Genomic DNA, 21,013 nt, shown 5'->3' on the forward strand with positions numbered 1-21,013 from the left:
ATGGGAAAGCATTTTGTGCTGACCATCAGCCGTGAGTTTGGGGCAGAAGGTCATGAAATAGGAAAAGTACTTTCAGAACGTCTGGGAGTAAAGCTTTATGATAAAGAGCTGCTTGCCAGGGCAGCTGCAAAATCAGGAGTAGACGTCAACTCTGTATGCGGGTATGATGAGAATGTGGAACGACGTTTTATGGATCCGTATCTGGGAAATGGACGTATTAATTCGGCGCAGGAGGACAAGCTTTTTCATCAGGAAGCACAGGTTATGCGAGATTTGTATGCAAAAGAGTCCTGCATCATTATAGGACGATTATCAGATTATGTACTTCACGATGAGCCGGACGTGTTGAGTGTGTTTATCTATGCTCCGGAAAGCTTTCGAATCGACAATATTATGAAGAAGCATCATATTTCAGCTAAGGAAGCAAAGAAGCTGGTAAAAAAGATGGATGCGGCGCGGGACAATTACTATCGTTTTTATTCCATGGGAAAATGGAGCCATAAGAAAAAGAAGGATCTGACCATAAACCGGGAGACTTTTGGAATTGATGGCTGTGTAAAAATTCTGGAAACGATGATCCGTACGAAAACGGGTGAGGAGGAGTAATATACCATGAGTGAAAAATGGGATGAGAAGGTAATTGAACTGGCACAAAGTCTGATAAACTGCCAGAGCTATTCAGGCTGCGAAGATAAAGTGGCGGAAACCTTAAAGGAATATATGGAAAAAGCTGGCGTTTTTGATGAGATAGAGACAGACTGTTATGGAAACGTGATCGGTCATATTAAAGGGAAGAATCCCGGCCCTAAAGTTCTGTTTGACGGACATATAGATACCGTTCCGGTTGGAAATCTGAAGGATTGGAAGCACGATCCGTTTCATTCTGTGGTTGAGGATGGAAAGCTTTATGGCAGAGGCGCAGCTGATATGAAAGGGGCGGTAGCTGCATTTACAGTCGCTGCGCAGAGATATGCTACGGAGAATGGAAAGGATTTTGCAGGAGATGTATATGTGGCTGGAGTTGTGCATGAAGAATGCTTTGAAGGCGTCGCAGCACGTAAAATAAGCGAGAAAGTCAGACCGGATTACGTGGTAATTGGCGAAGCTTCTGAGATGAATCTGAAAGTGGGACAGCGGGGACGGGCTGAAATAGTGGTGGAGACCTTTGGAGTACCGGCACATTCGGCAAATCCGGAAAAAGGTGTGAATGCAGTGTACAAAATGTGTGAAGCCATACAGGCAATCCGTCAGATTATACCACCGTTCCAGGATAAGCTGGGCAAGGGAATCCTGGAGTTGACAGATGTGAAGTCTTCCCCATATCCTGGTGCGTCTGTAGTACCGGAATATTGTCGTGCGACCTATGACCGCAGACTTCTGGTGGGGGAAACGAAAGAAAGCGTCCTTCAGCCGATTATTGAGAAAATGGAAGAACTGAAGGAGAAGGATTCGCAGTTTTCTTATAAGGTTTCTTATGCAGTGGGAAAAGAGAAATGCTATACCGGAGAAGAAATCCAGGGTGAGCGCTTTTTCCCAGGATGGCTGTTTGATATGGAAGAAGAGTGGGTGACAAAAATAAAATCCCAATTGGAAAAGGATGGATTTTCTCCTGAAATAACCACTTACAATTTCTGCACGAATGGAAGCCACTATGCAGGGGAAGCTGGTATCCGCACAATTGGAATGGGACCCGCAAGAGAGAATCTGGCACATACCATCGATGAATATGTGGAGGTGAAAGACCTGACGAATGTATCTGCGTGTTATGTGGGAATTATGAAAGCGCTGCTTGGGGAAAAGTGAATACGAAGTGATTTCACGCTGCAGCAAGGATGATTTACCTGTATATGAAAAGAGAGTTTTCACTGTAGGATATTATAGATATTATAGACCGGAAATGGTGCGAGGAGGATCTTTTCCGGTCTTTTTGGCTATTTAAACTACGGGTTGAATTGTCTTTTTACGTCAACTGCGATAGACTACAAACAGGTCAGGAAAAAGACTGACCATGCTCCCGTTGTCTAATGGATAAGGCACACGACTACGGATCGTGTTTTTGCAGGTTCGAATCCTGCCGGGAGTGCTTTTTATTTGGAGAAAATGTAATTCAAGCTGTGCACGAACATTGCATTGACAGCATATCCGGGCAGAGAATATAATTGTAATATATTGATTTTTCTAACATATTACAAGAAATAAAACCGTCGGGAGAATGCACAAATATGCAAAAGTACAAAAAGACAGCATATTTAAGAAAAAAAACAACTACATATCTGATTTCTGCATTTGGAGCTGTTTCATTGGGCTTCAGTCTGAGCGGTTGTGCTGGCATAGTCGGCAGCTGGAACAAAAATGCTTCCTCAACGGAGGAACAGACAGAAGAATCTGCTGTCGTGGAATATACCTGCATTTCCAATCCGGAAAGTGAGAAGAAAATCTATGTTATCCTGAAGAATTACCATGGGGCATACTGGAAGTCTGTAATTGAGGGGATTTCGGATGCCGCAAAAGAGATGGACGAAGCTGTCTATCTTGGCGGAATTGATAATGAGACGGACATTTCCGGGCAGATTTCTCTGGTGAATCAGGCTATGGAGCAGGGCGCGAACGGAATACTGCTTGCTCCGGCGAATTCCAGTTTCCTTGTAGAAAGCTGTGAGAAAGCTTATGCAGATGAGATTCCATTGGTTCTTATTGATTCTTCTATTAATAGTACAGAATATGATGCCTGCTACATGACGGATAATATTGCGGCTGGGAAAATGGCAGCAGAGGAAATTCTGGAAATGCTGAATGAGGCAGGCAATTCGCCTTCAGAGGAGCTGGAGGTGGGAATCCTGTTATCCTCAGATACCTCCCAGGCAATGGTAAACAGGATTTCCGGCTTTCTTGATTACTGGACAAATTATGCGCCGGAGAAATGGGGCATTGCCCAGGATATCCGTATTAATGGTGGCAGTGTGAAAAAGGCGCAGTCAGACGCAGAGGCGCTTCTGAAAGAAAATGAAAAGATAAAGGGCTTTTTCGGATGTAATAATACGTCTACGGTAGGTATTGTGAATACACTTTTGGCAAAAAAGCGGTCAGACGTGGCCATGGTGGGCTTTGATCTGGCAGATGAAACAAAGGAAATCATCGAAAATCCGGATTATCAGGCGGCTGCTTTGCTGCAGAAGCAGGATCAGATGGGATATCTGGGAATGCATATGTTGGATTCTTTCATAAAAGGAGAAAAATCCCAACAAAAGTATTTTGATACCGGAGTGACCATGATCGATCAGGATTATCTTATGGAGAACGAAGAATCATGAAAGACCGTAGAAAACACAAAACAAAAAGAAAAATGCTGTTGGTCCTGTATCTGACCGTCTGTCTGGCAATTGTTATAGCCGCTTATTTTCATCTGTCAAGGATTGCCAGAAATTTTAATACCCAGCATCTCGAGCTGATCACCGGATTGTATGCGGAACGAATGAACGATTCCATGGAATACCTTCAGAATTTTGCCCAGGAGGATGTAAAGATGATCCAGTCCATGGGAAATTCCAGTCTGGAGGAAATCCAGAAACAGCTGGAAGAAAATTTGGATGAGACAGTGTTCAGTAACATCGGAATCATTCTGAATAATGGAGAAATATATGGCAGCTCATGTACAGCCTCTGATATAAAAAAAGAAGGGCTTGATAAGCTTGCGTTAAGTACAGACACCACTTTTAATTCAGATCCGTATCAGTCAAGTGAGAACGGAAGCATGGTTATGACAGTTTTTGTTCCTATGAAAGAGTCTGCAAGGATTCATTCTCTTTACGTATCGATTATGATCGAGAATCTGAGACAGCTTGGGGATTATGAGCTGCTGCAGGGCAAGATCAGCGTCCATCTTCTGAAAGCTGATTCGGAGAATTATATCACTTGTATCAGTGATGCCTCCAATATAGCAGGAAATTGGAACAATCTTCTGCTTCAGCAGAGGTATTTCCAGTACGATGCGGATTATTCATATAATCAGTGGGTAAAGGATATGCAGTCCGGGAAAAAGGAAGGCAGATTTTCCGTGACGATCAGAGATGAAGCATCTACTATATCTTATTGCAGCATTTCAGGTATGCCGGGCTGGTATGTGATCGTTGAACTTACGAATAAGAATATTTCAGATATTACCCAGCATTTTTCAGCGTGGGGGGGAGTATATGGCAGTATTCTTGTGGGCTTCACGGTTTTGTATATGCTTACCATTGTGTTCCTGGAGAAAAAAGATAAGAAGATGTACATGGGCTTGTCGGCTACAGATGCGCTTACAGGAATTTTGAACCGCAGGGCATTCCAGAGTGCGCTGGAAGGAGAACTTAGTAAGAAGACTCCTGGATATTTTGTATTTATTGATGTAGATAATTTCAAAAAATATAATGACACTTATGGACATAACAACGGAGATTTGTGCCTGAAGCACTTTGCAGAAATGATGCGAACCTGTTTTCCACAGGACAGTATTATTGGAAGATATGGCGGGGATGAGTTCGTTGCTTATCTGAAAAATATGAATGCAGAGGAAGTGCGGAATTATATGGCAGATTTCCAGAGGCTGATTTCTCATCTGACGTTGTCTACAGGCGAAGAGGTGGAGTTGTCTGCAAGCGCCGGAGGTTCTGCTTTCCCAGAGCAGGGAGAGGATTTCGTATCCTTGTGCAGAGCAGCAGATGCGGCCTTGTATGATGTGAAGCAGCATGGAAAAGGCGCTTTTAAGATGAAGTAAGAGGGGAAATTATTCTATATGGAATTAGATGTTTTAGGTCTGATGGCAGCCTGCTCCTACGCGTTAGACTGCGTAGAGGCGGAGCTGGTCCATGTAACAGATAAACATGCGAAGCGTGTGGCATATATGAGTGTGTGCATGGCACAGCAGATGGGAATCCAGGGGAAAAAGCTGCAGGATCTGACTGTGTGTGCTTTGCTGCATGATAATGCACTTACACAGTATATACAGGAAGAACTGCAGGGGATGGATGAAAGTCAGAACGATGGCTCGAATGAAAGCTTGGATAAAAGCCCGAATAAAAATTTCACTGCAGGTTCAGTAAGGAATGAAGATGGTAATGACATAAGTGGCAAAGCAGTACCACAGCTTGGCATTCATTGTGCCCTGGGCGAAAAAAATATCCGCAACCTTCCTTTTCATACAGATGTAAAAAATGTAATATTGTATCACCATGAAAATGCAGATGGAAGTGGTCCTTTCGGGAAAAACTGGAAGGAGGTTCCGCTTTTTGCAAGAATTATACATTTTTGTGATTTGCTGGACCGGGATTATGGAAAAGAAGAGTTTGCAGAAGATACCTGGAAGCAGGGGGATAATTTTATCACACAAATCAATGGCTCAGTTGTGGATGAAGAGTGCATAAATGGTTTCCGTGCAGCATTTACAGAGGAACATTTCCTGTCTCTGAAACAAAAAGATCTGGAAAAAAAGCTGTGGAATAGAGTTTCACGTGAAACAAAGGAGCTTGATTTTTCCCAGATAAAAGAGCTGGCAAAGTTTTTTGCCCGAATCGTTGATTATAAATCTCCTTTTACCAGCACACATTCTATTGGAGTAGCAGAGACTGCTGAGAGACTGGCACGCTTCATGGGTTTTGATGAGGAGACAGCACAGAAGATGTATCTGGCTGGTGCGCTGCATGATATTGGAAAGGTAGCCATTGGAAATGAGATTCTGGAAAAACCGGGGCGCCTTACGGATGATGAGTTTGCAATCATGAAGCATCATGCTGCTTACACCTATTATATTTTGGCAGAAATTGATAATTTCCATGAGATGAGGGATTGGGCAGCTTTTCATCATGAACATCTGGACGGCAGTGGATATCCTTTTGGAAAAACAGGAGAGGAATTGAATACCCAGGAGCGAATCATGGCATGTGCTGATATCTATCAGGCGCTGACAGAGAGCCGGCCATATAAAAAGGAAATGTCCCATGAAAAAGCTTGTGGGATTCTGGAAGATATGGGCGGCAGAGGCTGGCTGGATAAGGAAGTTATCAGAAAAGTTGAGGAATGCTTCGGGGAAGTAAATAAATAGAAAATGAAAAGAGAATAGAAAAAGAATACCAAAAGAATACCGGCGGGATTAAAGGTCCGCCGGTATTCTTTTGTTCTTTCGGAATTCAGAAGGGGTGACGCCATAATGCTTCTGAAAGCTCTGGTAAAAATTTGTTCTTCCAGAATATCCAGTTTGAAGGGCAACCTGTTCTACAGTTAAGGAAGTTGAACAAAGAAGGCTTGCAGCTTTTTTCAAACGCATATTTTTTACAAGGTCAGTGAAAGTCATGCCGGTATATTTCTTGATAAAACGGCTGGCGTAAGACTGACTGTAATGAAAGTAATCAGCAAATTCTGCAAAAGAAATACTGTCCAGATGATCAATAATATAGTCTATCATTTGTTTGATTGATTGGTTTTGCTGCACGTTGTAATATTTTTCTACAAAGCTCTGCTTTTGTAAGAGCAAAAGAAAAAGACTTTCTAATTCGGATTCAGTAATAAGCGAATTAAGGTGGGAAAAAGTTTTTCGTGGTGGTGAATAATAGTGGAAAATTCGCTTTACCAGATATACGATTTCTTCAGGATATTTTATATGAAGGTGCATGTAAGGTGTAAAATTACCAGTATCATTTTGGGACGTTAAAAAGAAGTCTTTGAATGTGTTTGAAAATGATAGTAATCGGGGGAATAGCAACGAAATATATTCTGGTATGATTACTACGTTAATCATATAAGAACTTGCGTCAAATATTTCGGTAAGATGTGGAATGGATGGTGCAATCAGTAATATATCATTTTCTTTCAAAACAATAGCTTCATTTCCAATTGTAACAGTACTGGTTCCCTGTAATTGATATTTCATTTCAAAAAAATTATGGGAATGAGCCTGCTGTTGAATAAAACGGGGATGAAAAAATGCGTCCATATGCTCTGTATCTGGAAGGAAATCCTGGTAGCTTAAAAAATTAAAGGGCTGCAGATTAGACTTAATGAATTCGTCATAAGAAGCTTTATCAGGAAAAAAAGAACAAAGAGCTTTTTCATGTTCCTGATAATTGCTGTAATTAATCTGATGTTCATAAAGATATTTAAAAATATGTTCGGCATTGTTAAGTGGCTTCATGAGTGTATGTAGTCTCCTTTATGCATTGAGATAAGTATAACATTTGTTACGGTTCTATTTGAATTGGAATAAGTATATCACTATTAATTGTGTAGTTCAACAAACAGTACAAAATAGAAATGAAATAACATTGAAGAAGAACTAGAAAAGCGTAATATAAAAGTATATCTGCTTTTCAAATGTGGAATGCAAATAAATATTATATAGTCAATAAATAGTATAAAGGAGAAGAGAATGAAGAGAAAGTATTTAAAAAAAGTAGTGGCTGGAACGATGATGCTAAGCCTTCTGGCAGGTAATTCTGTTATGGCTTTAGCAGAAAGTACAGAGGATGAAGAAGTCATGCCACCTACAGGAAATGTGGATATTGCAGATGCTTTAACACAGGAATTGACAGTGAAAGTAGATGGAAAAGAAACGAAGGTTACGGAATATATTGATGTTTATCTTTCAGAACCGTCAATATCGGATCAGAGAATCAGCATTTACGTTCCAGAAGGTGCGACAGCAGAATCTCCGATTATTTTATGTGTGAATAATTCTGGCTGGATTGCAAACAGCTGGGCAAGCCGGACGAAAGTGGCAGAAGATGATCCGGAGGAAGTTGCAGAATATACAAGCAGTGATGATAATGACAAAGTAGGAGCAATTCTTTCAAGAAATTGTATTCTTGTAAGTTACGGTGGACGTTCCCGTAAGCAGGAGCCTGTTGATGGAAAATATGATGGACATGCACCTGGAATCGTGGCAGATACCAAAGCTGTAATTCGTTATCTGCGCAATAATGCGTCAGCACTTCCAGCTGGTGATACAGAAAAGATCGTGATTACAGGAACCTCTGGAGGTGGTGCATTATCTGCTGTTATTGGTGCAAGTGGAAATAGCTCTGATTATTTTGATTCTTTATATGAAATTGGAGCAGCAGGAATTGAAAAGCAGGATGATGGAACTTTGGTTTCTACCATAAATGATGATGTTTTTGGAGTAATTGCTTATTGTCCGATCACAGATCTGGGGAATGCTTGTGCGGCTTATGAATGGACATACAAAGATATCCGTACAGCTCTGGAAGGCGAGAATTTTGAGACAGACCCAGATAAAGAAGAAAACATCTGGTATAATAAAGAAGATCATACAGTGGATCCGGAAACGTCAGAACTTCTGGCAGGTTACTACAGTGATTATGTAAACCAGCTTGGCTTAAAATTAGATGATGGAACGCCGCTTACCAGTGATAATCTCAAAGATGCAATTACAGATTTAATGAAAGATGAGATTGAGACATCTATTGAAGAATATGGTGTAGATACAATGAAAAAAGATCTGGAAGTTCTACAGACAAATGGAAAGGAAGCAGCAGGTCCGCTGGATTGGGTTACTTTTGGAGAAGATGGCAGCTTTACATACGATTATGATAAGCATCTTACCTATGTTGCTTCTAATAATAAGTTGAAAGTGGTGAGTGCATTCAGTAATGCAGGTCTGAATTACGGGCCCACAAATGAAGATTCTCTTTTTGGCTCCAAAGACGTTGAGTATTGTGCGTTTAATCCATATTCCTGGGATAATGATGTGGTGGAAGGAAATGGATGTGGAAAAGATGATACAGGCCTTACCTGGGACGAGTATCTGGAAACCGAGGATGGACAGGCATTACAGAAACAGATCCGTATGACAAATGCAGTTGCTTATCTGAATGATAAAGAAAATAACGATGCTTCTGGTGTAAAAGCACCAAACTGGTATGTACGCCATGGCATGAATGACCGTGATACTTCTTTTGCGCTGGAAACAGTTTTGCGTTATAGCATTACAAATAATGCGGATATTCAAAATGCGAATTTCAAATTTGCATGGCTTCAGCCACATAAGGGAGATTATGATGTGACGGAGGCATATGCTTGGTTAGATGAGGTACTGGCAGATAAATAATTGGTAATCTGATTGATCCAGCTCTTATAATTTTTTTTGAATTATAAGAGCTGGATTAATTTTTTTTGTTCAGAGCCAAGCAGATGCTAAGTGTATATTATTTATTATAGTATTGTTTGAGTTAAGATTTAATACTTTTGTGGATACAAAAGAAACAGAAGGAGTTGTTTACAAAATGAGTTTGTTATGGATGGAATATGAGGCTGAGTTTGAACATCTTGTGGAGGAATCTTATGCAAGAGAGAGTCATGATAAGGAAGAGTATTTCTGGTCTATTGATGAACGCGCGAGAAAGATTATTTACAGGGATACCCGCTATAATATAGATTATCTGTACACGGCTTATGTGTTAGGCGACGAGAAGATCATGAATAGTTATGCAGTGTGGTTATATGAACTTATGGTTGGAATCCACAAGAAACGTTTTACCCGTGAGCAGACAAGAGAATATGTGATTTTCCATCTGGAAGCGATCAAGAAAACGATACCGAAGGTGGTAAGTGAGGAGAAGCATGAGAAGCCGCAGCAGCTGATCGAGGAGGCACAGCAGTGCATCCGGGATTATGTTCCCGCAGATAATGTGAAAAAAGAATCACGTTATGAAAAAGAAATAGAGGAATATATGGGCTGTCTTTTCAAAAAGGATACCCGCGGGGCTGTTGGAAAGATCCGTAAATTTATGGAACAGGGAATGGAGCTTGATGATATTTATGTGGAGATTCTTTCTGAGAGTATGAGAAGAGTAGGAGAGCTTTGGCATACAGCGGAGATTTCTGTCGATACATAACATTATTGTACCTCAGTTACCCAGATGGCAATGTCCCAGATGTACGACAAGCTTTTTGACGGTGAGAGAAAGAATAAGACGATCTTAAGTGTCTGTCCGGGAATGGAGCTTCATGAGATGGGAGCGCGCATTGTAGCAGACCTTTTTGAAAATCACGGATGGGACAGTATTTTCCTTGGGGCTGCGGTTCCGGTAGATTATATTATGGAATCTGTAAAGGAGAATCAGCCAGATCTGATCACATTGTCTGTATCTATGCCACAGCATCTGATGGACTGTGAAAAGGCGGTAAGGGAGATTAAAAAGGAGTTTCCGAATATAAAGGTGGCAGTTGGCGGAAAAGCATTTGAAAGTACCAATGACATCTGGAAAAAGTGGCCGGTGGATATTTATTCGAAGGATGCCAGGGAATTGCTGGAGAGAGCGAATAAGATTTGTGCTTGATTGATGGAGTCTACTTTGTATATTGGGCAGAGTGTTATAAAAACAGTATTTTTTTCTTGTCTTTGATGTTATGAAACTAAGAGAGCAGAGGTTGTATTAGAAGAGATGATATACGCAGTTTTTTTATGTGACAGAAAATGGAATATCAGAAAAATACGTCAATGCAGCCCTGATTTGAGCTTAAGTGAGGGGGAGTCTCTGTTTAAAATGATTTCGGAGAAAGAGAAACTGGAGGATAACGAGGAAGAATAATATTCACTGGAGCTTACTTTTGCAAAAGAAAACCTGGTGGTACCTGCAGTTATCCGTTCTTATAAAGAGGGACGTCTGGTTATCCTTTCAAAGGTTGAAAACAGCCGGGAATTTCAGGAGTTTAACAACGAGTATCCTAAATATGTAGCCTGGGCAGAAGATCACATATATGGGATTTTTCATAACGAATATTTTATGATCCAACAGATCAACAATCAGCTGACTGATGCCAAAAGACAGCTGACGCGCAGTAACCGGAAGCTGGAGCAGACACTCCGGGAAAATCAGGAAATCAATAAGAAATTGGATTATGCCAGACGGGCAGCAGAGCAGGCGAACCGTTCCAAGACAGAATTTCTGGCTAATATGAGTCACGATATCCGTACACCCATGAACGCCATTGTGGGACTGGGAGAGCTGATGTGGCGGAATGTAGAAAATCCGGAAGTGCTGAAAAACTATATTGAGAAACTGCAGTCTTCCAGCCAGTATTTGTTGGATCTTATCAATGACATCCTGGATCTGAGTAAAATCGAGAATGGTTCCATGGAACTTAGAAATGAAGCTATGGATATCGGTGCGCAGATTGAACAGATTATTACGATCATACGCCCGCAGATTAATAAAAAGAATCTGGAACTGACTGTCAGGGGAGAGAATGCAAGATATGGATACCTATATGGAGATCCAGTCCGGTTCCGGCAGGTTTTGATGAATATATTTTCCAATGCGATTAAATATACTCCAAATGGAGGGAAGATTCGTTTTACCATAGGGGAAACAGATATAGATGAGCAGGAACGAAATTATTATTTTGTGATAGAGGACAGCGGAATGGGTATGTCTAAGGAATTCCTGGAGCATATTTTTGACGCGTTTTCCCGTTCAGAAGCAACTGTAGGCGAAATCCAGGGAACCGGACTTGGAATGGCGATTACTAAGAATATAGTGGATGCCATGGGCAGAAAGATCTGCGTGGAAAGTGAGCTTGGAAAGGGAAGCAGATTTGAAATCGAGATTCCGTTTGAGGTGTGCCAGGAAGAAAAAATGCTGAAGAAGCCTGAGGATAGGCTGGGGAATATATATCTGAATGGTAGTGCGAAAGATGGAGAAATCCCCAATAGAGTATCATTGAGTGAAGAAATATTAAAAGGTGAATCGCAAAATAAAATGGCTTTCTATGATGAAGGTAGTGTAAAGAATAAAGCTGAACAGAATAAGGGCGAGGCTTTCAGCTTAAGTGGCCTGCATTTCCTCTGTGCGGAAGACAATGCGTTGAATGCTGAAATATTGGTTTCCATGCTGGAGCTGGAAGGTGCAGGCTGTACTGTTTTTGGAAATGGAAAGCTGCTGGTGGAAGCTTTTGAAAAAGTACGGCCGGGAGAATATGCGGCTATCTTAATGGATGTGCAGATGCCGGTTATGAATGGATATGAGGCGACGAAGGAGATCCGAACTGGCAGAAATCCTCTTGGAAAGACCATTCCGATCATTGCAATGACTGCCAATGCGTTTCAGGAAGATATTGAGCGCAGCATGAAAGCTGGTATGAATGCACATGTGTCCAAGCCGGTGGATATGAAGAGGCTGAAGGATGTAATCAGGATGGAAATTGTCCGAAGATGAGTGGCGCCTTGAGAAGAATCTCATGCAAGTTATGGTGAAATAAGTACATAATTTGCATGAGATTTATTATTGGACGAAAAATCTAAGTGGGTAGTCATAAGGTTATATCGAAAATCGTTTTATCAGCTTTGTATCAATTGCAATTTTTATATGGGGCTGATTTGGATTTTGAATATGGTATAAAAGCTGGTAAATAGCCAATTGCCCAAGATATTTGCGCGAAAAGGCAATGGAACTTAGGGAAGGTTGCAATATACGACAAAGGTTAATATTATCAAAACCGATAATGCCAACGTCTTCCGGGACATTAATGCCTTTTGCCTGGAGTGCCCGGATTACGCCAATCGCAATCAGATCATTATCAGCAAAATAGCAGTCGGCTAAATCCTGGTTCTGTTCAAGTATTTCCATAAAATCAGCAAAAGCACCGTCAATAGATGGTGAAAGTTCGTGAATAATAGATCTTGAATATGATAAGCCATGATCATGAAGTGCCTCTTTAAAACCAAGACGGCGCTCTTCAAAATTATTGAGTCGGATATTTGAACAAAGATATCCTGGCTGCGAATGGCGCATCTGAATAAGGTAATCTGTTGCATGATAGCTTCCTTGTATATTATTAATACAGATGCGGCTGCAATCAACAGAATCTAATGAGGAATCTAAAAGGACAAGTGGAATATTTAGTGACAAAAAGCGTTTGACTGTTTCCTTCTGGATTGAGGTTCCAAGAATCAGGATACCATCTACCGGATTAAGTCTTAAATTTTCGATGCAATTGCGAATAGAATCTTCATCTGACTTTATGGTCTGTGAGTTTAAAATACAATGATGATTTTGGCAAACTTCGCTGATTCCGTCCAGCATTTCCAGTGAGATATTGTGATAATCCAAGGCAAGAGAATACTCCTGGTGAATGATGAAAAGGATATTTAATTTTTTATTTTGAGACATATCATATTTTTTGAAGACGAAACCATGTTTTTCTGCATATTCTAAAACTGTATTTTTGGTTTCCTCGCTGACTCCTGGTTTGTTATTAAGTGCCAAAGAGACTGCAGAAGGAGAAAGACCTAGTGCATTTGCAATTTCTTTTGCTGTGATAGACATAGCTGCCCTCCTGTTGAGTAATAATTTAGTAAATATTTACTCAATTATATATTGCTATTGAGAAAATTTCAATATAATATTTAGCTATCTCAAATATCAATATTTTACAAGGGGGAAGAATCATGAAAAACATGAAAAAGAAAGCATCCATTATGCTTGTGGTTTCAATTGCACTGATGCTTCTGAGCAGTATTGTAGCATCTCTGGTCCAGACGAATTTCGGACATGTTAAAATGAAACACATGTATTGGGAAACAGAAGAAGGAATGGGAATCAGTGCTAATTTGTATGTTCCGGATAATGCGACAGCAGATACGCTGGCACCCGCAGTTGTTACAAGTCATGGATATCTGAACAATAAAGAAATGCAGGACATTAATCCGGTTGAGCTGGCAAGAAGAGGATATGTTGTTCTTGCAGTTGACCAGCCGGGATGTGGTGAGTCTGATATTGGGGATTATGCTGGTGGGCATGGTTCTGGATTTGAATTTACTGCTGTTTATCAGGGGGCTTTAGAAGTCTCAAGGCTTCCATATGTAGATAAGACTAAAATTGGTGTGACAGGTCATTCAATGGGGGGAATGTCCTCAAACTGGGCTGTCCAGGCAGATGATGCTTCTGGAGAACACATTATTTCAGCAGTTCTTCTGAATTGTCAGGACGCAATGTATGTAGAAGCTGATACTATGGGAGGACTTGCTTCTTTAGCTGGTGTTGGTTCTCCATACAAAAATAATTATGGTTCTCGTGATGTTGGAATTATAGCTTGCAAATATGATGAATTTTTCCATCAGACATTAACAGATGATGGAGAGATACTTCAGGCACCATACTTTATGGAAAAGAGTTATTTCGCACAGTCATTTCTGCATTTCGGAACAGATCCGGAAGGACAGGATGTGAGGGAAGCAGGAACTATTTATCATGAAACAATTGATGGGGAAGATGCAATTCGTGTTATTTATAACCCGGCACAGATCCATCCATGGTCACATTTTTCAAAGAGATCTGCAGCAGCTACCATTGAATTTTTTGGTGAAGCCTTCGGATACCCGGTATCTATTGATAATGGAAGTCAGATTTGGCAGGTAAAAGAGGCGTTCAACTTTGTGGGATTAATTGGAGTTATTTTCTTTATCATATCACTTGCAACAGTGCTTCTTTATACAAAAACGTTCGAAGAGCTGCGAGCACAGGATTTGGCAGTTGCTAAGAAGGCAGATAAGAAGAGTTTAAAGATATATGTACTTTGTGCAGTAATAACTACGATTATTGGTGCTGTAACATATCAGCCAGTAGTGGAATTTGGTAAAAATGTCGGATTTGCAGAACAGCCGATGATTTTTGGTATTGCTCTTTGGGCTGCGTTAAATGGTATTCTGAGCATTATTGTAATGATTGTATCGTATAAGCTGAATGGTGCAAATACGGATTTAGTTGAAAGTGGAGTGAAAATGCCACTGAAGAAGCTGGGTAAAACAATTCTTCTTGCGCTTATTGTTGTAATTGCTTCTTACCTTTGCGTATTTACTGCTGATTATTTCTTTATGACAGATTTCCGTATTTGGAACGTAGGAATGAAGATTGTAAATGCAAATACGCTTCGTATGGCGATTTTCCCACATGCATTTTTATTCTTGATCTTCTACGTTGCATATTCTGTTTCAAGCAACAGTTTTAACTTTAACCAGATCGGAGGAAAAAAATCATGGGTAAATAATTTAATATTAACATTAGTTACAATGGCTCCGATTATTATTTTACTTGCAATTCAGTATGGTACCTATGTAAGCCAGGGACACATGGCATGGTCAGATAATAATGCTCCAATGAACATCGCACAGCTTTGGGCGTTCCTGATGATCATTCCAGGAGCTTCTGTAATTGACAGGATGCTTTATAAAGTTTCTAAGAATCCGTATCTTGCCGGTATTATAACAGGTATTTTAGTTGCAATCATCAGTTGCGCAAATACAACCAGCAGATTGATTGGATAGATTATTTATAGTTTAAATTTGTAATAGCAATAGTCGAAAGAACGATGCCGTGGTGATAATTTGCCAGGGCATCGTTTTTGCTAAAAAAGATTATTTACTTCTTGTATTCAAAATAAGCACATGCTAATATGAAAATGTATATATCTTTTGTCTGTGACCTGTTTCTCATATAAGGAAGAACTATGAAGAAAACCGCGCAGAACAAAAGAAACATGACTATACCAGGACATATTATGGTCCTTACTAATGAAGATGAACGTGCCCAGTGAAGAAGCAAGAGAGTTAATGGGTGAGATTGGAGGTCGTGGAATGGGATTTTTATTTGAAAACATGGAGAAAATGGACATTCAGGCTGAACGACGAAACACGCAGAGAGAAAAGGAACGCGCAGATAGGGCGGAGAAGGGAGCAGAAGATATTAACGAAGAAACATATTTAAAATTTTCAGAAAAAATCCCATGCAGAGTATGTTGAGATAAGAACATAGCGGGCATGGGATTTTTCAAACGCACTAAGAGAAATTTTTCAAGAGGAAAATTATAATGAGTAATAGAGATTTTTGTGCGGATTCATCTTATCAAGAGAAAATAATATATAAATTTGGGAATCGCCAGGCTCAGATTGTCCTGATACAGCCGGTTGGAGATCATGACCTTCCGCTTCTGGAAGAGGAAGTCCGGGAAATTGAAAGGCTGACAGATCTGGAGTTTCAGCTGGTCGCGGTGAAGGTAGAAAACTGGAATCGTGATCTGGCTCCTTGGGAGGCGCCAGCTGTATTTGGAGAAGAAGGCTTCGGCAATGGTGCAGCAGAGACGTTAGAAGAAATCAAGAAGCTATGCACGGATAAAGAGAAGATATATTGCATCGGCGGATATTCTTTGGCCGGGTTATTTTCCTTGTGGGCATCCTGCCAGACGGACTTATTTTCCGGTGTGGCGGCGGTATCTCCATCAGTCTGGTATCCGGGATTTATGGAATACATGAGACAGTACAAGAGTAACGGTGATGTGGTTTATCTGAGTCTTGGTGATCGGGAGGAAAGAACTAGAAATCCCGTGATGGCAAAGGTTGGCAACTGCATCCGGGAGGGATATGCACTGCTGAAAGAAGAGAATATAGACTGTATTCTGGAGTGGAATAGGGGAGGACACTTTTCAAATCCGGAGCTGCGGACGGCAAAAGGGTTTGCGTGGGTAATGAGACATATTTTTATATCCGCTAAATGAAAGATAATGAGGAGAGTTATTTGTAATCAGGCTATAAGAAAAAATTATGGATGAAAGATCCCGCGTAGGTTATGTCAGGATAAAGGCATAGCCTGCGCGGGATTGTTTTTTCAAAAATATATTTGAGTAAGTGACACAATCTCTCAATTATGCTATCATCCGCTAAAACGCTAAATCTACAAAATTGATGGGAATACAGGGTATAAATTGGACGGATTTAGAACATGCATAAAATAGAGAATAAACAGTTGAAAGTTTTATTACTGGCCTGGGGAACGATTTTACTTTGGGCTCTGACTTACATTTTTACGAAGGTCGGATTGCTGTATTATGATGCGTTTGCACTGAGTGCGCTGCGGTATTTGTCTGCTGGCGCAGTTACGCTGCTGACAGTCATTTTTCGTCGGGAGACGCTTCCTGCCAGAAGGGATATACCAGTTTTTCTGCTGACAGGAGCTGCCGGGTTTGTATTGTATGTAGTAGCTTTGAATAATGGAATGGAGACGGTATCCGTTTCGGCTTCCAGTGTAATCGTCAGTTCCTCGCCGATCATGGTGGCACTGTTCGGAAGTATATTGTTTCATGAACATTTGAGGAAAATTCAGATTGCGGCAATTGCAGTAGAATTTATTGGAGTTTTGATCGTCTGTTTCTGGAATGGAGATGCATATGCCGGCAGTGGTATTTTTCTTATTGTTCTGGCGATGCTTTGTTTTACCGGGTACAATCTGCTGACCAGAATCCTGGTAAAAAGATACAGTGCGTATCAGATCACGGAATATAGCATGATCAGTGCAGCTGTGTTGTATTTATTGTTTTTGCCAAAAACTATTCAGGGAATACACGGATGGAACAGAAATGGATTGGTCAGCGTATTGTTTCTGGGAATATTCGGCAGCGTGATCGCATACGCGATGTGGAACAAAGCGCTGAATCTTGCGGATAAGACGTCAGATGTGACCAATGCAATGTTTCTTACACCACTGTTAAGCAGTATTATGAGTTTTGCAATGCTGGGAGAGATACCTGGTACCGGAACTATTCTTGGTGGTGGAATCATCATACTGGGATTGATCCTTTTTACAAAAGGAAACCGAAAGGAGAATACCAATGAAGAAGGAAGTGGAAAGAGAACTGGCCTTGTTCCGGGAAAAGACAAGGAACATGGAATGTGGAAGCAGCCTGGCAGGATTCTTTTCCACTAAAGTGGAAGGAATAAGGCAGAAGATTCCATATTATTATCTGAAGGGAATACAGGGGAGCCAGGGTCACAAACAGAAGACAATTTGGGTGGAAGCAGCGCTTCATGGAGATGAATACGACGGAATCATCACGGTTATGCATCTGCGGGAGGAATTGAAGCCGGAAGAACTATATGGGAATGTACTTCTGGTTCCAATCCTGAATGTTTCAGCATATGAAGGTCAGGCTAATGGAAGTCCGGTGGACGGAGTCAATCTAAACCGGGTATTTGACCGGGAACAGCCGGGAGATTCATTTTCTTATAAATATGGAGAATTTATATTGGGGATGATTCTTGGGATTGCTGATTATGTAGTGGATCTGCATGGCGGCGGACAATATCTGGATGTTGATGCTGCAATCTATGCAGTTCTTCATTCCGGAGAAAGTTATTCTACATATAGCAACCCGGATGTAGATGCAATGCTGGACGAAGCTCGTTCCTGCAGAGATGAAGAGAAGAGAAATGAACTTTACGCTGAAATCCAGAATACAGTAATTGAAGATAGATTAATAAATGTGGAGGCAATACAGAATGGAAAGAAAAGAGCTTGAAAATGCGATAGACAGCATTGTGAAAGAGAGCTATCCGAATGCATTCTGGGGGAGCTGTGCTTTGTGGAAAGACGCCTGTAAGGGAACCTATACCCACGTGATCGTAACTGTATTTCCTTTTTCTGAAATGCTGACTTTGAAAGGATATAAAGAACCTCATTTCCGTGAAATCCAATATGCTACTTTTCCCTATCGGAATGAATTTGAGGCAAAAATGAGCAGGATGCTGGAGGAAAAGGGGATTGCGCATCATGTTGTAGTTCTGCCGGATCTGAGTAAGACAATGACAGCTGAATTTTCCGTGAAGGAGGCCGCAAGGCGTGCTGGTCTTGGCTGGATCGGAAAGAACAATCTGCTGATCACGCCAGGATTTGGTCCAAGGCTTTCCATGTCCGGGATTCTGGTGGATGCACCGTTGGATGACGGAATCCCGATGGATAAAAGTCATTGCGGAGACTGTCGCAAATGTGTAGATGCATGTTTGTTTAAGGTGCTGAGCGGTGTTCAGTGGGAACCTGGCATTTCCCGGGAAAAAATGGTAAATTACCAGTTATGCAGTGATGGAAGAAACCGTGCGAAAAACACAAAGCTGGGAAGAAAGCTGGCCTGCGGAAAATGTATAGTATCCTGTCCAATGGGAACGGAAGAGGGATGGGAAGATTGGAGAGAACGATGATGAATGGCTATCAGAGAATCCAGGCAGTTCTGGAAGGAAAAGAAGTGGACGTAACACCGATCGGAGGCTGGCAGCATAATTCGCTAATCGACCGTGATCCGGAGAAAATGATTGCCGGAACCATTCGTTTCACAGAGGAAAATAACTGGGATCTGGTAAAGATCATGTCACAGCCTCAGTATATGGGAGAAGCCTGCGGGGATGTGATCGAATTTCCTGAAAATGATCCTGCCAGACTTTGCGGAATTACAAAGAAATTTGCGTTTTCTTCACCGGAGGCACTGGCTGCGCTGGAGCCTCTGACACTGGAAAACCCGGTATTTGCCAGGGAACTTCGTGCGGCTGACGGAATTGTGAAACATTACAAAAAAGAAAAAGTGGTAATTCCCACATTTTTTACTCCGCTTTCCTGGCTGAAGCTTTGTACTTCACCTATAGAGCGGGTGGAAGGTCTGGATTACAGCAGTTACCAGGTGCCGACAGTTTCTGATTATATAGAGAAATATCCGAACGAACTGATGCATGGGCTGGAAGTGATTCATGAGAACAATCTGAGACTTGCCAAAGGCATGATCGAAGCTGGTGTAGATGGATTCTTTTATTCTACCCAGTATACAACCAGGGAATTGATCAGTGAAGCTGATTTCCAGCGGTTTGAGAAGCCTTTTCTCATGGATTTTCTGGAAAAAGTGAAAGGGTATACCTGGTTTAATGTGCTTCATGTACATGGAATCAAAAATCTTATGTTTGACCAGATCTATCAGTGTGAAGCCCAGGCGTTTAACTGGGAAGATCATGTGCCTGGAGTCAGTGATGAGGAGCGCACCTCTATTTCCGAAGTCCGTTCCCACACAGACAAGGTGATTATGGCAGGAATTGAGAGAGTTTCGGATTTTACTTTCTCTTCTTCGCTGGAGGAAATTGAGAAAAGGTTCAAAGAGAGATATCAGAATGCGTGTGCAGAAGTAGGCGGAAAGAATTTTATTTTTACACCGGGATGCGCACTGACTCAGAATTTGTTGCATAGAGGATTTATCCACGGAATTAAATACCAGCATAAATTCTTCCCCGCCAAAACGGGTGACAATGCCATGACCTTTCATATGTTTCAGAAGAATTTGGGAAAAGCTCTGTAAAACTTCATCGCCAAACATGTGACCATAGGTGTCATTGATCTGCTTAAAATTATCAATATCCAGAAGAACCACAGCGAAAGTTACCTCACCGTCACTTATTTTGTCCGTCAGATATTGTGTAAGATAGCGTCGGTTATATAACCGGGTCAATGGATCCAGGTGTGCTGCCAGCTGCAGGTCTTCTGTCATCTGCTGCATACATTTCTGCTGCTGGGCGTATTGCCTGAGAAGAATAGTCAGCATGGATATGATACTTCCGCTGGCGATTAAAAAGGTAATGACTGCGGAAAGCAGATTTTCTTCAACCACGAAGGCTGAGAAAAAATCCGGCCGGACCATTTTCCATATAATAAGCATACAGTCAAATAACATCAGCAGGGATGTACCGGCAATTCTCCAGGCATCTTCAAGGAATAGCGCTGTGGCCACGATTCCCAATATCATATAAGACAACCGGTATGGTCCGTACAGACAATACAGTACGGGGAATTCCACCAGATTGCATATGGAAAGAATGAGAAGCGCAGGTACTCGCGTTTTACCTGTATGGATACCATAGGCACTGGCTGCATAGATAATCAGAGCGCAGAAAAAAGGAAACAGCGTAGCGGCCGACAGTCCATACAACAGTGCATTTGACACATAGCCAATAGTATTTGCAATACATCCTGTCCAGGCAAGGACATAAAATAACCGGAGCTTTAAATCTATTTCAGAATTAAATAGTTTGTTCATTGGAGTTCTCCATCAAATAATTTAAGTTTGCCACATTTTAACATAGTTTGCGCTTAAAAAAAATCCCTTTTGCCTAGTTATTTTGGAATGTTTTTGTCTATATTAGATACCTTTGTGATATACTTGAGGGGAA

19 protein-coding genes, 1 tRNA gene and 1 pseudogene are annotated in these 21,013 nt (G+C 41.2%); 18 read left to right on the plus strand and 3 right to left on the minus strand.

The genetic code is table 11. The features are described from left to right. The 6 genes from ACTQWB_RS16130 to ACTQWB_RS16155 all read left to right on the plus strand — a co-directional run bounded on the left by ACTQWB_RS16130 (position 1) and on the right by ACTQWB_RS16155 (position 6,076). On the plus strand, positions 1-606 hold the full coding sequence (locus ACTQWB_RS16130; protein ID WP_441502425.1) for an AAA family ATPase: 606 nt from the start codon (positions 1-3) through the stop codon (positions 604-606). Positions 607-612: 6 nt separating this feature from the next. After that, positions 613-1,803 carry a YgeY family selenium metabolism-linked hydrolase gene (locus ACTQWB_RS16135; protein WP_441502424.1) on the plus strand — a complete coding sequence of 397 codons (1,191 nt, stop codon included), beginning with the start codon at positions 613-615 and terminating at the stop codon, positions 1,801-1,803. Between the two features lie 207 nt (positions 1,804-2,010). Then, a tRNA-Arg gene (locus ACTQWB_RS16140) sits at positions 2,011-2,083 on the plus strand. Between the two features lie 139 nt (positions 2,084-2,222). Next, entirely contained in the window at positions 2,223-3,311 is a 1,089-nt protein-coding gene (locus ACTQWB_RS16145; RefSeq protein WP_441502423.1) for an ABC transporter substrate-binding protein, read from the plus strand. Then, entirely contained in the window at positions 3,308-4,753 is a 1,446-nt protein-coding gene (locus ACTQWB_RS16150) for a GGDEF domain-containing protein (RefSeq protein ID WP_441502422.1), read from the plus strand. The genes ACTQWB_RS16145 and ACTQWB_RS16150 overlap by 4 nt, the downstream gene beginning before the upstream one ends. Before the next feature lie 18 nt (positions 4,754-4,771). Further along, positions 4,772-6,076: an HD-GYP domain-containing protein gene (locus tag ACTQWB_RS16155; protein WP_441502421.1), complete on the plus strand. Its 1,305-nt coding sequence runs from the start codon at positions 4,772-4,774 to the stop codon at positions 6,074-6,076. 48 nt (positions 6,077-6,124) lie between these two features. Here ACTQWB_RS16155 and ACTQWB_RS16160 read toward each other — a convergent pair whose 3' ends face one another. Continuing rightward, a complete protein-coding gene (locus tag ACTQWB_RS16160; RefSeq protein WP_441502420.1) occupies positions 6,125-7,162 on the minus strand; it encodes an AraC family transcriptional regulator in 1,038 nt (345 codons plus the stop codon). 234 nt (positions 7,163-7,396) lie between these two features. On the opposite strand from ACTQWB_RS16160, the gene ACTQWB_RS16165 reads away from it, so the two are divergent. The 4 genes from ACTQWB_RS16165 (at position 7,397) to ACTQWB_RS16180 (ending at position 12,203) form a co-directional block, all read left to right on the plus strand. Continuing rightward, positions 7,397-9,094 carry a subtype B tannase gene (locus tag ACTQWB_RS16165; RefSeq protein ID WP_441502419.1) on the plus strand — a complete coding sequence of 566 codons (1,698 nt, stop codon included), beginning with the start codon at positions 7,397-7,399 and terminating at the stop codon, positions 9,092-9,094. A 175-nt stretch (positions 9,095-9,269) separates the two neighbouring features. Further along, on the plus strand, positions 9,270-9,881 hold the full coding sequence (locus tag ACTQWB_RS16170) for a B12-binding domain-containing protein (RefSeq protein WP_441502418.1): 612 nt from the start codon (positions 9,270-9,272) through the stop codon (positions 9,879-9,881). Positions 9,882-9,920: 39 nt separating this feature from the next. Further along, a complete protein-coding gene (locus ACTQWB_RS16175; protein ID WP_441502417.1) occupies positions 9,921-10,325 on the plus strand; it encodes a cobalamin B12-binding domain-containing protein in 405 nt (134 codons plus the stop codon). Positions 10,326-10,613: 288 nt separating this feature from the next. Continuing rightward, positions 10,614-12,203 (plus strand): hybrid sensor histidine kinase/response regulator, encoded by a 1,590-nt coding sequence (locus ACTQWB_RS16180; RefSeq protein WP_441502416.1) that lies wholly within the window; start codon positions 10,614-10,616, stop codon positions 12,201-12,203. A 102-nt stretch (positions 12,204-12,305) separates the two neighbouring features. Here ACTQWB_RS16180 and ACTQWB_RS16185 read toward each other — a convergent pair whose 3' ends face one another. Continuing rightward, complete coding sequence (locus ACTQWB_RS16185; RefSeq protein ID WP_441502415.1) at positions 12,306-13,313, minus strand: LacI family DNA-binding transcriptional regulator; 1,008 nt, start codon at positions 13,311-13,313, stop codon at positions 12,306-12,308. 122 nt (positions 13,314-13,435) lie between these two features. Here ACTQWB_RS16185 and ACTQWB_RS16190 point away from each other — a divergent pair, with 122 nt between their 5' ends. From ACTQWB_RS16190 to ACTQWB_RS16220, 7 genes are all read left to right on the plus strand, one after another. Beyond that, positions 13,436-15,310 (plus strand): alpha/beta hydrolase, encoded by a 1,875-nt coding sequence (locus ACTQWB_RS16190; protein WP_441502414.1) that lies wholly within the window; start codon positions 13,436-13,438, stop codon positions 15,308-15,310. Positions 15,311-15,595: 285 nt separating this feature from the next. After that, positions 15,596-15,784 carry a hypothetical protein gene (locus ACTQWB_RS16195; RefSeq protein WP_441502413.1) on the plus strand — a complete coding sequence of 63 codons (189 nt, stop codon included), beginning with the start codon at positions 15,596-15,598 and terminating at the stop codon, positions 15,782-15,784. Between the two features lie 68 nt (positions 15,785-15,852). Continuing rightward, positions 15,853-16,536 carry an esterase gene (locus tag ACTQWB_RS16200; protein ID WP_441502412.1) on the plus strand — a complete coding sequence of 228 codons (684 nt, stop codon included), beginning with the start codon at positions 15,853-15,855 and terminating at the stop codon, positions 16,534-16,536. 248 nt (positions 16,537-16,784) lie between these two features. Continuing rightward, the gene (locus ACTQWB_RS16205; protein ID WP_441502411.1) at positions 16,785-17,741 is read left to right on the plus strand and encodes a DMT family transporter; all 957 of its coding nucleotides are present in this window, start codon (positions 16,785-16,787) and stop codon (positions 17,739-17,741) included. Further along, a complete protein-coding gene (locus tag ACTQWB_RS16210) occupies positions 17,647-18,333 on the plus strand; it encodes a hypothetical protein (RefSeq protein ID WP_441502410.1) in 687 nt (228 codons plus the stop codon). The genes ACTQWB_RS16205 and ACTQWB_RS16210 overlap by 95 nt, the downstream gene beginning before the upstream one ends. Next, positions 18,314-19,009 (plus strand): 4Fe-4S double cluster binding domain-containing protein, encoded by a 696-nt coding sequence (locus ACTQWB_RS16215; protein WP_441502409.1) that lies wholly within the window; start codon positions 18,314-18,316, stop codon positions 19,007-19,009. Before ACTQWB_RS16210 ends, ACTQWB_RS16215 begins: the two co-directional genes overlap by 20 nt. Further along, positions 19,009-20,145: a uroporphyrinogen decarboxylase family protein gene (locus tag ACTQWB_RS16220; protein WP_441514615.1), complete on the plus strand. Its 1,137-nt coding sequence runs from the start codon at positions 19,009-19,011 to the stop codon at positions 20,143-20,145. Before ACTQWB_RS16215 ends, ACTQWB_RS16220 begins: the two co-directional genes overlap by 1 nt. On the opposite strand, the pseudogene ACTQWB_RS16225 reads toward ACTQWB_RS16220, so the two are convergent. Beyond that, positions 20,053-20,484 (minus strand): annotated as a pseudogene (locus tag ACTQWB_RS16225) (GGDEF domain-containing protein); the annotation flags it as partial. The gene ACTQWB_RS16220 and the pseudogene ACTQWB_RS16225 overlap by 93 nt on opposite strands. Between ACTQWB_RS16225 and ACTQWB_RS16230 the strand changes: the two are divergent. Beyond that, positions 20,387-20,593, plus strand: a complete 207-nt coding sequence (locus tag ACTQWB_RS16230; RefSeq protein WP_441502407.1) for a hypothetical protein — start codon at positions 20,387-20,389, stop codon at positions 20,591-20,593. The pseudogene ACTQWB_RS16225 and the gene ACTQWB_RS16230 sit on opposite strands and share 98 nt — an antisense overlap. Positions 20,594-21,013: the final 420 nt, after the last annotated feature.

It is taken from the genome of Blautia sp. HCP3S3_H10_2, from assembly GCF_052122375.1.
GTDB lineage: Bacteria > Bacillota > Clostridia > Lachnospirales > Lachnospiraceae > Blautia_A.